Source organism: Paraburkholderia megapolitana (assembly GCF_007556815.1).
GTDB classification, from domain to species: Bacteria; Pseudomonadota; Gammaproteobacteria; order Burkholderiales; family Burkholderiaceae; genus Paraburkholderia; species Paraburkholderia megapolitana.
Window position 1 is genome coordinate 1,757,220 of sequence record NZ_CP041743.1, and the last position, 14,481, is coordinate 1,771,700.

Sequence of the window (14,481 nt, forward strand, 5' to 3'; positions counted from 1 at the left end):
TCAAGCCGGGACGCATGCTTCCCCCTGTTGCTCGAGAATCCGCGCGGCCAGCTCGCCGGCGTGAGCGGCGGTGATCATGCCGATGTGGTCGCTGTCGACGCGCGCCGTCGCGGCATGCGAACACAGCGCATGCCAGCCAAGGCTCGGGTCGTCGCCGGTTGCGGCGTCGCCGCGAATCACGGCGAGCGGGCCGGACCACGCGGGCGGCTGGTAGGCAGCGAGAATCGAGGCGCTGCGCCGGTAGATGGTCAGCAGGTTGTCGATGATCGACAGATCGGCGCTGACAGGCAGGATGCCGGCCGCCTGGCATTGTTCGAGCATGCGGCGGTGCTGTTCGGCGCGCGGTAGTCCGCGCAGCGTTGCAGCATCGAGCGGCAACTCGCGGCCGAAGTAGGCGACCATCGCCTCGGCGATCTCCGACAGCAGATCGGCTTCGTCGTATGCGGCAAACGGGTCGCTGCCATCGGGCGCAGGCTGATCGATCAGAACCAGACTTTCTACTTCGCGACCACGCGCCTTGAGCACCTGGGCAATCGCGTAGGCAAGCACCGCGCCGAACGAATGGCCGGCCAGTCGCAATGCGCCTTCCGGCTGACGCCGCGCGATCGCCGTGGCGAATTCGTCGGCCAGTTGTTCCAGCGAAGGTGTATCGACACGCGCGTGCAGATCGGGTTGGCCCACCTGCACGGCGAGCTGGCCGTCGAGCGCGCGGGCGAGCGGCAGATAAGCCATCGGATTGCCGCTGGCACCGGGGAACAGATAGAGCGGCACGCCCTCGTGCCCGAGTGCGATCAACCGTTCGCTGTCGGCATGAGAGGGATCGCCGAGCAGCGCGGCGAGACCCGCGACGGTCGGCTGACCGAGGAATGCGGCGAAGGACACCTCGCGGCCAAAGTGTTGCCGCAGTCGCGTCATCAGATCGAGCGCGAGCAGCGAGTGCCCGCCCAGATCGAAGAAGTTATCGTCGAGACCGATCGCGCGCTCGGCGAAGAGCTGCTCCCACAGCGTGCAGAGCTCCAGCTCGAGTTGCGTGCGCGGCGCGCGGCTTTGTTCCTGCACCGGCATGCAACGTTGCAGCGCCTGTGTGGGCAAACCGGCGATCAGTTCGGCGAGGTCGGCTTGCTCGTCGGCGAGACGCTCCAGCAGCCCCACGTACGCATCGAGCAGGCGGCCGGCTTCGGCGAGCGGCATGTAGGCGGTGTTGACCACCAGCTCGCAACGCCAGCCCTGTTCGGTCAGCACCACCAGCAAGGTCAGTGGGAAATGCGTGCGCGCACCGTGCCCGTTCACTTCGACGATCGGCACCGCAGCTTCCTGTTGCGCCTGCCGCGGATAATTCTCGAACACCAGCAGCGCATCGCTGAGCGGCCGGCCGGCGGGCAGACCCGACCAACGATGAATATCGGCGCCGCTACACCATTCGTACGGCACGGTTGCAGCCGCGCGATCGCTGACGTCTTCGCGCAGCCACGACCAGGCATCGCCTCGCGTGGGCACATTCAGACGCAGCGGCAGGCTGTTGATAAACAGGCCGATCCATTGCTCGCTGCCATCGAGTGCGGCTGGGCGGCCGGACACCGTGGTGAGCTGGACCACGTCGCGCTGTCCCGAGGCCCATCCTTGCAGCAGCGCAAACGCGCCACGCGCAACGTTGGCGAGCGTGATGCCGTGCTGGCGCGTCAACGCTTGCAGGCGCTCGGCCGGTGCAGCAGGCAGCCAGCGATGCAGATCGACCTGGCCAGGTGTGCCTTGCAGATCCGCTTGCGGCTGTCCAAGCGCAGTGGGTCCAACGAAGCCGGTCAGGTTGTGCTGCCAGAACGCGGTGGCCTCTTCGCGATCGCGTTCGGCGAGCCACGTGGCGTAGCGGCGTGCACTGTGACTCGGGGGCGGCAGGTGGTCGGCGTGCAACGCTTCTTCGAGCAGGCGCGCCACGCTCCAGCCGTCGAGCAGCGCGTGATGGTAGGTCCACACGAAGAGCCAGCGCTCGGTGTTTCCCGCGGATGCATCGGCGGTATCGGCTGCGTCGAGCCGCACTGTCGCGAAGCGCAGCGGCGGCGTGTCGTGCTCGAAACCTTGCTGGCGATCTGCGGCGAGCCACGCGGCAAGACGTGCTTTGCCGTCCGCTTCACCGCGCCAGTCGAGGTGTTGCCATGCCGGCGCGAACTGTGCGAGCACCGCGCACAGCAACTCGTTCTGCGCGGCCCAGACGAAGCGGCTACGCAGCGCGTCGTGACGCACGATCAGGCGTGCCCACGCCGCTTCCAGTGCAGCGGGATCGAAGCTGCTGTCGAACGTCGCGATGAACTGTTCGATATGCATGCCGCTGCCGGGACGCGCGAGGCTTTCCAGCAGCATGCCGCGCTGCTGGGCACTGACCGGCAACAACTCGGCGAGCGCTGCGGGCTCCAACTGGTACGTTTGCAGCAACGTATCGAGCGGCTGCTGTTCGCGAATGCCGCTCAACGGAAAGTCGCACGGTGCGCGGCCGCCCGCACCGGGACGACGCAGCGCCACGAGCAGTTCTTCCAGTGCGCGCACGGTGGCGTGAGCCCAGGCTTCGAGCTGGGTCGCGTCGGTTTGCGCCGCGCTGTAGCGGAAATCGATCCGCAGACCTGCCGAGGTCGCGTGCGCGACGATCTCGATCGGATAGGGACGCGGTGCCTGCGCATCGAGCGGCTCGCCGCTGCTTTCTTCGACTGCGCGCAGCGGGCCGGTCGTGCTCAGCGCCTGGTCGAACTGGCCGAGGTAGTTGAAGGCGACATCCGGTGCGCGCGCTGCTATCGAGTCCATACCCGCGGGAGTGCTGCGCGCGGTTTGCTTGATTGCCAGCAGCGCTTGTTCGAGTGGCGTGCGTTGCGCGACAGATTGCGTGGCGAGTTGCGTAGGGAATGCCAGCTCGATTGCCACGATGCGGGTGAACCACCCGACAGTGCTGGCAAGTGCCGCGCCGTCAAGATCGCGACCGTGCCGCTCGAGTGCGATACCAAGGCTCTGTTGTCCGTACACCTCACGCAAGCCGAGCAGTAAGCCTGTGAGCATCAGTTCGGTCGGCTCGCTGCGATATGGCGTGTTGGCCGGGCCGAGCAGTTCCTGGCTCAATGCGGCAGGTAGCGCGACGCAGCACACGCGGGTGTTGCTTTCGAGGTTCTCGCCGTCGCGATGAGCGAGCGGTGCGGGCGTCAACCGCGGTGCGACGACTGCGCTGGCGGCTGATTGAGCGGCGATCTGTCCGACTGGCTCAGCGGCCAGGTGCGCAGCCCAGTCGCCATAGCCGAGCGTAGGCGCAATCGGTTGTTCACCGTGCAGCAGTTGACCTAGGTGCTCCATCAGGACACGCCACGACATGCCATCGACAACCAGGTGATGCGCAATGATCAGCAGATGCGGCCACGGCCATTGCGGCGCTTCGAGCAACAGCGCAGTCCAGAGCGGACCGCGTTCGATATCGAGGCTTTGCTGGGCCGCGCCGATCAAGACTTGAGCCTCTGCTTCACTGGCCACGTGGTGATGTTTCGGCAAACGGTCCGCCTGTGCCTCGGCGATGGTCTGCCGCCACTGCCCATCGTCGTCACGATGAAAGCGCAGACGCAACGCATCGTGCAGCCGCTCCAGTTCGCTCAACGCAGCGGGCAGACGTTCGAGCGTAGCGGGATCGATGGCCAGTCGCACGGCCTGATTCCAGTGATCGCGCTGCGGCATGTCGATCGCGAAGAACCACTGCTGGATCGGCGTAAGCGGCAGCGGACCCGCATGCGCGCGACGCTCGATGGTTTCGCGGCGTCGTTGCAACAGCGCGACCTGAGCCTGCAAGGTCGGCTGGCGCAGCAGTTCCTGCGGTTGCATCTCCCAGCCCTGGCGCGAGAGCCGCATCGCCATTTGCATCGCGATGATCGAATCGCCGCCAAGGTGATAGAAGTTGTCGTCGGCTCCAAGCGTGTCGACCTTCAGCAATTCGCGCCACGCGGCGCTCAGCACGCGGGCCTGTTCGTTGTCGGGCAGTGCATCGAGATTCGCGCTGCGCGGTGCCGGCTTCGGCAACGCGTTGCGATCGAGCTTGCCGTTCGTCGTGAGCGGCAGACGCGGCAGCGTCACCAGTGCCTGCGGCAGCATGTAGTCGGGCAGATGCTGGCCGAGAAAGGCGCTCAGTTCGCGAGCGTCGAGCGAGTGATCGGGTGCGAGTACGACGTAGGCTGTCAGTTGCTTGTGGCCGTCGGTGTCCTGCACATCGACGAGCGCTTGCACCACCGCTGGATGCGCGCCGATATGCGCTTCGATTTCGGCCAGTTCGATACGGAAACCGCGGATTTTCACCTGACGGTCCGCACGTCCGAGAAATTCGAGGCTGCGATCGGCGCGCCAGCGTACGAGGTCGCCGGTGCGGTACATGCGGGCATCGGGCACGACGCCGAACGGGTCGCGCAGGAAACGCTCGGCGCTCAGTTCGGGCCGCTTCGCATAGCCGCCGGCAACACCGCCGCCGCCGACATACAACTCGCCGACCGCACCCGGCGGCGCCAGTTCGCCGTGTGCATCGAGCACATACAAACGGGTTGCTCCGACCGCCGAACCGATCGGCACGCTGACCGCATCGGGGCCGACGTCTGCGGGAAGGATCGGATGCAGGGTCGCGAGCACCGTCGTTTCGGTGGGACCGTAGCCGTTGTAGACACGCACCTTGCCGCCGCGCGCGAACAGCGCGCGCAAGGCATTGAGCGATAGACGGTCGCCACCGGCTATCAGATGTTCGAGATTGGCCAGCACCTGCGGATGGGTTTCGCACAGGCTCTGGAACAGACCGGCGGTCAGCCACGCGAACTGCACGTTGTGCGTATCGAGCAGGTTGCCGAGCGCGTCGAGATCGGGCAATCCGGGTGGCGCGACGAGGACCTGGGCGCCCTTGAGCAGCGGCAGCCAGATCTCCATGATCGAGGCATCGAAGGCAGTCGACGCGAAGCTCAGATAGGTGCCATCGGACGGAAACTGCTGCATGCCGGCGAGGAAGTGCGCAACGTTCGCATGGCTGACGAGCACACCTTTGGGTCGACCGGTCGAACCGGACGTGAAGATCTGATACGCGATATCGCTGGCTGCGCCGGTGAACGCTTCGCTTGCCGACGGCGTTTCCTGCGTGTCTTGCGCGCGCAAATCGCGCAAATCGATGGTCACCGGAAACAGCGCAGCGAAGGATAGACCCGCATCGTCGCAGGCGAGCAGCAGGTTGGCGCCGCTGTCTTCCGCCATCTCCGCGATGCGTGCGGCCGGCGTTTCCGGATCGAGCGGCAGATAGGCCGCGCCCGTGGCGAGGATGCCAAGCAGCCCTTCGATGAAATCGATCGAGCGATGTCCGGCCATCGCCACGACGTCGCCGCGGCGCACACCGGCTGTGTGCAGGCTAGCAGCGATACCGCGCGCTGTCGCTGCCAGTTCGCGATAAGTGACCTGGCGCAGTTCGGCGTGATTCCACGCGAGCGGCGAGCTCAATGCGATCCGTTCCGGATGCGCTGCGACCACATCGTTGAAGCCCTGCCACAAGTGCGTAGCAGGCGCGCCCTCGGGCCGGAAATCGAGCAGGGCGGCACGCTCGCGTGCGGACAGCAGCGGCAGTTGCGACAACGGACGTTGCGGCTCGGCGAGCGCGACGCGCAGCAACTGCAACCAGTGATCGAGCATGGCCTGCATCGGCTCGCGCTCGAACAGCGCGCTCGCATATTCCAGCGCGGCAATCAGCCGATCGCCGCGTTCCTCGAAGGACAGCGCGAGATCGAACTTGGTGACGGTCGGCGGCGTCGCAACCGGCTGTACCTGCAAGCCTTCCAGACGAAGCTCGTTCTGGATCGCGTTTTGCAGCGCGATCATCACCTGGAACAGATCTCGACCGCTCTCGCTCGCGGGCAATACCTGCGTTGCGATGCGTTCGATCGGCACTTCGGCATGGCTGAATGCTTCGGTTGTTTGCTGCCCGATGCTGCCGATCAATGCGGCGAAACCGAGTTGCGGATCGACCTGCAAGCGCAGCGGCAGGCGCCCGGCAAAGAGCCCCACGACATCTTCGAGTTCACGCTGACCACGCCCTGCGATGGCGGTACCGATCAGCAGTTCGCGCTGACCGCTGTAGCGATAGAGCAGCGCGGCGAAGCTCGCGCACAGCGCCGCAAACAACGTGCACTTAGCCTGGGTGGCAAGCTGGCGTAGCGCGCGCAACTCGGCTGCGGGCAGATCGACTTGCACCGATGCGCCGACGAACTGTTTGTCGGTGGCGTTGGCGCGGCGTGTGGACAGTTCGAGCGGCGCCGGTAGTTCGGCGAGCTGTGTGCGCCAGAAAACGAGGTCGTCCTGATCGGCGTCGACCGCGTGATGTGCGACTTGCCAGGCCGCGTAGTCCGCATAGCCGAGCCCGCCAGGCGGCAAGGCAGGCGCAGTCGCGGCGCCGGGGCGATACAGCGCACTCAGTTCGCCGAGCAGGATATCGATGCTCCAGCCGTCGGCGACGATGTGATGCAAGGTCAGGCACAGCACATGACGTTGTGCGGCGAGGCGGATCAGGCGGGTGCGCAGCAGCGGTGCCTGGGTCAGCTCGATTGTGGTGGTCGCTTCTTCGGCCAGCAGGCGGTCCAGTTCGCTCTGTTGCCCCGCTTCGTCGAGTGCGGACAGATCGTAGAGCGGTAACGCAAGGTCGATCGAAGGCAGCACCGTCTGCATCGGTTGCTCGCCGATCAGCGTGATCGTGGTGCGCAATGCTTCGTGGCGTGCGCACAGTGCCTGCAATGCACGTTGCAGCGCGTCGGCGTCGAGCGGGCCATCCAGTTGCAACGCGCCTGGCATCAGGAACGCCTGGCCGCCGCCGAATTGCTGTGCCGCCCACACGGCGCGTTGCTGCACCGATAGCGGCGCAGGCTCGCCCTGCGGTTGCACCCGACGCCGGATCGTTTGCGCGTCGCGGGTCCGTTCGAGCTGGGCCAGCAACTCCGCGCGGTGAGCGACCAGACGCTCTTTCAGGTCGAGCGGTAGCTTGCCCTTGGGTGCGCGAAAACGCAGCTGGCCATCCTCGATCCACAGGGCGATACCGAGGTCGTGCAACTCCGCGAGCAGGCGGATCGCGATCGTGCTGCCGGCATCGTTCATAGGACGCCCTCTTCAAAAGCGTGGTCGTCGGTGGTTTCGGTGCGGCCGCCGTTGTTGCTAGTGCCACTGCTGCCGCCGCGCAAGGCCGCGATCTCGGCGGCCAGCAGACGCACGCTCGGCGCGCGCAGCACGAGACCGACCGACAGCTTCAATCCGGTGGCTTCACGCAACTGGGCGATCAAACGGGTCGCCACGAGGCTGTCGCCGCCGAGTTCGAAGAAATCGTCGTCGGGTCCAAGCTGCGTGAGCCCCAGCGTATTGGCGAGCGCCTGGGCCACGAGGGCTTGCAGCGGATCGTCGTAGACGGTGGCGAGTGCGGCCGGCGTGAGCGCGTCGACGGCAGCCGGTGCACGCAGCGTCTGACTATCCCAGCGGCGCAGGCGGCTCTGCAGGTCGCTTGCTACAGCCAGCACGCGACCGCTGAGGCCAGCCGTCAGCGCCTGCTCGGCAAGCGCGATGGCCGTGGCAGCGTCGAGCGCCGGTTCCTGCGCGAGGTCGCTGCTGAAATGCAGACCGTCGTAGGCGAGCGCGAGCCAGCGGGTGTCGCCGCGCCGGCTCTGTGCCTCGGCGAACACTTCCATCCAGCGATTGCCGGCGGCGTACGCGGCGAAGCCGAGCCCGCCCAGCACGGTGGAGATCGACGAGCACAACAGAACGTGATCGAGCACGAGGCCGTCCAGTGCGGTGGCGAGTTGTTGTGTGCCGGCGCGCTTGGCTGTCCAGATCGCCGCGCTCTCGGCGAGGTCGGTTTCGAGCAGCGGCTTTTGCGCCTCACTACCGGCGATACCCGCCGCGTGGATCACCGCATGCAGCGCGCCAAAGCGTTGCTGGGCCATTTGCACCGCGTGTTCGGCAACGCCGGGTTCGGCGATGTCGCCGCTCAGTGCGAGCACCTCGGCACCGTTCGCACGCAGCGCTTGCAGGCGCGGATCGTCGTCGGGTGGCGCGGTGCGGCCCAGTAGTACGAGCCGGGCACGCGAGTGTTCCGCGAGATGCTGCGCGAAGGCGAAACCGAGCTGGCCGTAGCCACCAGTGATCAGCACCACGGCTTCGTCGCGCCACGCTGTCGCCGCCGGTGCGGCAGGCACCGTCTGCACCTTGGGCACGCGACGTTGACCGTCGCGCAACTGGACCAGCGCAGGACCATCGGCCGCGCATTCGACTGCGAGTGCGGCGAGCTGGCGGGCATCGTCGGCGCCGGCCAGGTCGATGCGGCGCAGGCCCAGTTCGGGCAGCTCCTGGCCTAGCGGCAGGGCTGCGGCGAAGGCCATGGCTGCTTCGCTGTCGGTGGCATCGCTGCTGTCCTCGGCATGACGGCCGACCAGCACCAGTCGTTGCGGCGGCAACACGGCCAGTTGATGCGACAGCGCAAGCACCTGGCTGTAGTCGGGAGCCAGCACGACGAGGCGTTGCTCGCGACGCAGACCGTCGAGCGAGGTCAGTGTTTCGACAGCGGCGCCTGTTTTTTCGAGCTGTGCCGCGAGTGCGGCGAGCAATGCCGGATCGCTGCCGTACAGGGCGATCGGTTCGGCACTGCGCGCGCGCGGCGCAGCCGGCACACGTTGCCAGTCGAGTACGGCCAGTTGTGGACCGGATGCGCTCGCAGCGTCGAGCCAGTGACGATGTTGCGCGAACGGGTAGGCCGGCAGGCTCAAGCGTTGCGGCGGACGTGTGCCGTGCAGCGCGTGCCAGTCGAGTGTCGCGCCTGCTTGCCAGCGCTCGGCCGCTTGCGCCAGCGAGACAGCATGCGTGTCGAGCTCCACAGCGTCGGTCGCGGCAGGTGTCTCGGGCAGCGCGCTATCGCGCAGCAGTGCCACGGCTCCTTCGACCGTTTCGACCAGCCACGCCTGACGCCAGGCCAGCACGCGCCGGCCGCTCTGCAACGTCCAGGCGAGCGCGGCGAGATCGGTGTCGGGATGCTTCTGCAGATAGTCGGCGAGTTGCCAGCGCAGGCGCATTAGCGCATCGCGGTCCGTGGCGGAAAGCGGCAGCAGTTGCGCGACCGGTGTTACGACCGCGGCTTCGCGTACGGGCGGTTGCTCGACGATGCAATGCGCGTTAGTACCGCCGATGCCGAACGAGCTGATACCGGCACGCCGCGCCTGCTTGCCCGGCCACAGTGTCGGCGCGGTTGCCGCGCGAAAGCGCGCGGCGTGTTCCTGCAACAGCGGATTCGGTGTGTCCAGATGCAACGTAGGGGGGACGATGCCGTGCTCGACGGTGAGCGCCGCCTTGATCAGACCCGCCACGCCGGCAGCCGCATCGAGGTGGCCGATACTCGATTTCAGCGAGCCGAGCAGACACGGTTCGGTACGTGCTTCGACACTGTCGAACGCGGCAGCGAGCGCGCTCAGTTCGACTTCATCGCCGAGCCGGGTGCCCGTGCCATGCGCCTCGATATAGCCGATCGAATTCGCCTCGACACCGGCGTCGGCCAGCGCGGCGCGTACGACGGCTTCCTGGCCTTTGATCGACGGTGCGGTGAAGCCGAGCTTGTCGGAGCCATCGTTGTTGATCGCGATGCCGCGAATCACCGCGCGGATCGGATCGCCATCGGCGAGCGCCGCGCTCAGTCGCTTCAGCGCGACCATCGCGACGCCGTTGCCGCCGATCGTGCCGCCCGCGTCGCGATCGAACGCGCGGCAATGACCATCGGGTGAGTAGATCGAACCTTCGTCGTAGAGATAGCCGATGCGATGCGGCACGCTCACCGACGCGCCTCCGGCCAGCGCAACTTCGCACTCGCCGTTGCGCAGCGCCTGCACAGCCAGCGCGACCGCTACCAGCGAACTGGAACACGCGGTCTGCACACCGATCGCGGGGCCGTTCAGTCCGAGCTTGTAGGCGATGCGACTCGCGATGTAGTCCTTGTCGTTGGCAAACAGCACGCGCTGGGCAAACGACGGGTCCTGCGCGTGTTCGCGCAGTGCGTGCAACGCGTAGGTGCTGACCGTCGCACCGGCGAACACGCCGATGCGCTGATCCGTGTGATCGGGATTCACCGCGGCGTGTTCGAGCGTTTCCCACGCGCATTGCAGCAGCAAGCGACCTTGCGGATCGAGCAGCGCGGCGTCGGCCGGGCTGTAGCCGAACAGCTTTTCGTCGAAGTGACCGATGCCTTCGAGCGGTGCCGCGTACGGCACGTACGACGGATGGTCGAGAAAGGCCGGGTCGGCGCCGTCGGCGAGCGCTTCTTCGCGGCTCACTTCGCGGATGCCGCTGCGTCCTTCCAGTAGTGCCTGCCACAACTCGTCTACGTTCGCGGCGCCCGGGAAACGGCCGGCCATGCCGACGATGGCGATGGCTTCATCTGCAGCACGGGCCGCACGCGGTGCGGCGCTCCGGTTTGCGGGACTCGCACCATCGAGATGTGCCGCGAGCGCAGCAACACTCGGATAGCGGAACAGTTCGGTCAACGTCGGCACGCGCTCGAAGCTGCGCTTCAACCGCGCGTGTACCTGGACCAGCAGTAGCGAATTGCCACCGGCCTCGAAGAAATTCTTCGTGGGCTCGATGTGCGTCAAACCCAGTACCTCGCACCAGATCGCCGTGACCTGCTCGCGCGTGGCGGTACTCGCCGACGCGATGTCGGTATCCGGCGATGCCGGCGGCGTCAGCTCGGCAAGCGCGCGGCGATCGGTCTTGCCGCTCACCGTCAACGGGAAACTTTCCAGCGCATGCACGCGCGCGGGCACGAGCGCTGCGGGCAGTTGCTCGCTCAGGAAGGCCCGCAAGGTGGCGCCGTCGGGCGCGCCGGGGCTGACCAGTGCAAAGGCGTCGAGCCGTGCGCGCACGCCTTCGCCTTGCAGCAGAACGATCGCATCGCGTACGGCGGGATGCTGGCGTAGCGCGGCCTCGATTTCACCGAGTTCGATGCGCTGGCCACGCAGTTTCACCTGATGGTCGCGGCGTCCCAGGTATTCGACCCAGCCCTCTTCGCGCCAGCGACCGAGGTCGCCGGTGCGATACATGCGCGCATGTTCACCGGTAGCGTCAGGCTCGCTGACGAAGCGCTCGGCATCGAGTTCGGGCCGGTTGAGATACCCGCGCGCTACCTGCACGCCGGCGATACAGATTTCGCCGGGGACGCCGATCGGCGCGATGCGTCCGTGGCGATCGAGGATATGGATGCGGGTGTTGGCAACCGGCCGGCCGATCGGTACCGGGCCGCCGGGTTCCGCACACGGCCAGTAGGTCACGTCGACGGCGGCTTCGGTCGGGCCGTACAGATTGTGCAGGGCGGCTTGCGGCAGGAACGTCAGACAGCGGTCGCGCAGATCGGGGCTCAGTGCCTCGCCGCTCGTGAACACGCGACGCAGCGGCGCGCAACGGCCGGGCTCGGTGTTGGCGAGGAAAATATCGAGCATCGAGGGCACGAAGTGCAGCGTCGTGATCTGCTCGCGCTCGATCAGCGCCGCGAGGTAATCCGGATCGCGATGGCCGTCGGGGCGGGCCATGACCAGCGTCGCGCCGGTCAGCATCGGCCAGAAGAACTCCCATACCGACACGTCGAAGCCGCACGGTGTTTTCTGCAGGACGCGGTCGCCGGTGCCGAGCGCGTATTCGGCTTGCATCCAGAGCAGTCGGTTGGCGATCGCGCGGTGCGACACCATCACGCCCTTCGGTTTGCCCGTCGAGCCCGAGGTGTAGATCACGTAGGCGAGGTTGTCGGGGCTGCGGTCTTTGTCTGCCTGCGCGGTGGCCTGGGTCGTGGCTTTCGTGCGGCGTTTGGTGCGCTTGCCGGTGCTCTTTCCTGCAGCGGCAGCAGCGGCCGCTTCGCTTGCTAAATTCGGTGCGAGTACCGGCAACTCCGCGGGCAGCCACTCGTAGCTTCCGGCCGCTGCGACGAGCGCGACAGGGGCAGCGTCGGCGACCATGAAGGCGAGCCGGTCGGCGGGCAAGTCGGGGTCGAGCGGCAGATAGGCCGCGCCTGCGCGCAGCACGGCGAGCAGCGTCATCGGCAGATCGACGCCGCGCGGCAGATACACGGCGACGACGCGGTCCGGTCCCGCGCCGACAGCGCGCAGACGCTCGGCCAGCGCATCGGCGCGCGCGAGCAATTCGGTGAAGTCGACCGCGCCGTCTTCCGCCGCGATGGCAGTGGCCTGCGGTGTGCGCTCGACCTGTTCCGCGATCAACGCATCGAGCGTCGTGGCCGGGCCGTAGTCGACGGCGGTATCGTTCCAGGCCGCAAGGCGCTGGCGATCTTTCGCGGTAGCCAGTTCCACATCGGCCCACCCCAGCGTGCTCTCGCCGGCGGCTTCGAGCAGGGCGCGATAGCCGGCGGCCATGCGTTCGACAGTAGCCGCGTCGAACAGCTCGCTACGGTAGATAAAGCGGCCATGCACACCATCGGCGGAATCATCCAGATGCAGCGACAGGTCGAACTGCGCGATGTCGCCGGGCAGTTCCAGCGGCTGCAGACGCAGGCCGTCGGTCACTGTCGTATGGATGTCCCTGTGCATGTAGTTGAACAGCACCTGGAACAGCGGATGTTGACCGTTGTCGACGCCAGGGCGCAGCGCCTCCAGCAGTCGTTCGAACGGCAGCGCCTGACGTTCGAGCGCGGCGCGGTAGCGCTGCTTCACCATCTCGGCGAGCTGGCCGAAACCGGCAGCTTGCGTCAGTTCGACGCGGATCGGCAGCAGGTTGATGAAGCAGCCGATCACGTCGTAGACATCGTCGCGCTCGCGGCCGGCAATCGGCACACCGAGCGCGAAATCGCACTGACCGCTCCAGCGTCCGAGCAACGCAGCGAAGATCGCGAGGCTGGCGACGAAACGGGTCGTGCCGGCCGCGCGCGCGAGCTTGTCCAGCGCGGTAACCGCACGACCGGAGAGCGCGAAATCGACCTGCGCGCCGGTGCGGCCCAGCTGCGCCGGGCGCACGTGATCGGTGGCGAGATCGAGTGCGGGCAGGTCGGCGAGATCGAGGCGCCAGGCATCGATATGGTGTCGCAGCGGTGCGCTGTCCAGCATCGCCAATTGCCATTGCGCGTAGTCCGCGTATTGCAGCGGCAGCGGCGCCAACGTAGCCGGACGTCGTGCGGCGAGGCTGCGGTACAGCTCGCCGAGTTCCTGCCAGAGAACACCGAGCGACCAGCCGTCGATGATGATGTGATGCACCGTCAGGCAGAACACATGCTGTTCCGGTCCGAGGTGCAGCAAGCGTGCGCGCAGCAGCGGTGCCTCGGTCAAATCGAACGGACGGTTTGCCTCGTCGCTAGCGAGTTTGAGCAGCGCCTGATCCTGTTCGGCGGGATCGAGTGCTTCGAGATTGTCGACCGGCAAGGCAAGGTTGCCGGCCGGCATGACCTGCTGCAACGGCACACCGTCGCGATCGATAAAGCGCGTGCGCAGACTGTGCTGACGTTCCTGTAGCAAAGCGAGCGCTTGCGTGAGCGTATCGATCTGCAACTGACCTTCGATCAGCACCGCACCGAACTGGTTGTACGCCGTATCGAGCGGATCGAGTTGATGAACGAACCACAGGCGAGCCTGGGCCGACGACAGCGGCGTGGCCGCGTGCGCGTCGCGAGCCGGCGTGGGTAGGGCGCTTTGTCCGCTGGCGGATTTAGCGATCGACGCAACCGGCCTGCTCGACGTAGCAGATTCTGCTGCCGCTGCAGCCGTAGTAAACGCGGTAGCCAGGTTGGCGAGCACGGGCGCATCGAACAACGCGCTGATAGGCAACGCGTGCTGCAACTGCTTGCCAAGACGCGCCATGGCCTTGGCGGCCAGCAGCGAATGACCGCCGATCTCGAAGAAGTTGTCGCTACGTCCTACCCGTTCCATGCCGAGCAGTTCTTGCCAGATCCGCGCGATGGCCTGCTCGGTTTCGCCGAGCGGCGCTTCGTATTCATGCGCCGACAGCTGGCCTTGCGACAGATCGGGTGCAGGCAGCGCCTTGCGATCGAGCTTGCCGTTCACAGTAAGCGGGAACGCATCGAGCGCGATAAACGCACTCGGAATCATGTAATCCGGCAGCACCTTGCCGAGCTGGGTACGCAGACCAGGCAGCGACAGTTGCGCGCCCGCGTCGAGGATCACGTAGGCGACCAGACGTTTATCGCCCGGCGTATCTTCGCGTGTCATCACCATCGCTTCGGCAATGGTCTCGCAAGCACTGAGCTTCGCTTCGATCTCGCCGAGCTCGATGCGGAAACCGCGAATCTTCACCTGGTCGTCCATGCGACCGAGATGAACGATCTCGCCGTTTTCGAGCAGCTTGCCGAGGTCACCCGAGCGATAGATCCGTTCGTGCGGCAGGTACGGATTGGTCACGAACCGCCGCGACGTCAGATCGGCCCGGTTCAGATAGCCGCGACCGACGCCGAGGCCGCCGACACAGATTTCGCCA

Annotated in this window: 2 protein-coding genes (1 of these 2 cut by a window edge); both read right to left on the reverse strand. The window is 66.5% G+C overall.

Features of this window, described 5'->3' with window-relative positions; genetic code table 11:
• Window positions 1-7,122: a non-ribosomal peptide synthetase gene (locus FNZ07_RS07445; protein ID WP_091015042.1), complete on the reverse strand. Its 7,122-nt coding sequence runs from the start codon at window positions 7,120-7,122 to the stop codon at window positions 1-3.
• Window positions 7,119-14,481: the 3' portion of a non-ribosomal peptide synthetase gene (locus FNZ07_RS07450; protein WP_091015044.1), read on the reverse strand. 3,869 nt of this gene lie beyond the right edge of the window; the window shows 7,363 of its 11,232 coding nt (coding positions 3,870-11,232); its start codon lies beyond the right edge, outside the window; its stop codon occupies window positions 7,119-7,121. The genes FNZ07_RS07445 and FNZ07_RS07450 overlap by 4 nt, the downstream gene beginning before the upstream one ends.

Bases quoted from the DNA above. Each gene is read 5' to 3' on its own strand.
- FNZ07_RS07445 (WP_091015042.1), bottom strand. From the start codon at position 7,122: ATGAACGATGCCGGCAGCACGATCGCGATCCGCCTGCTCGCGGAGTTG.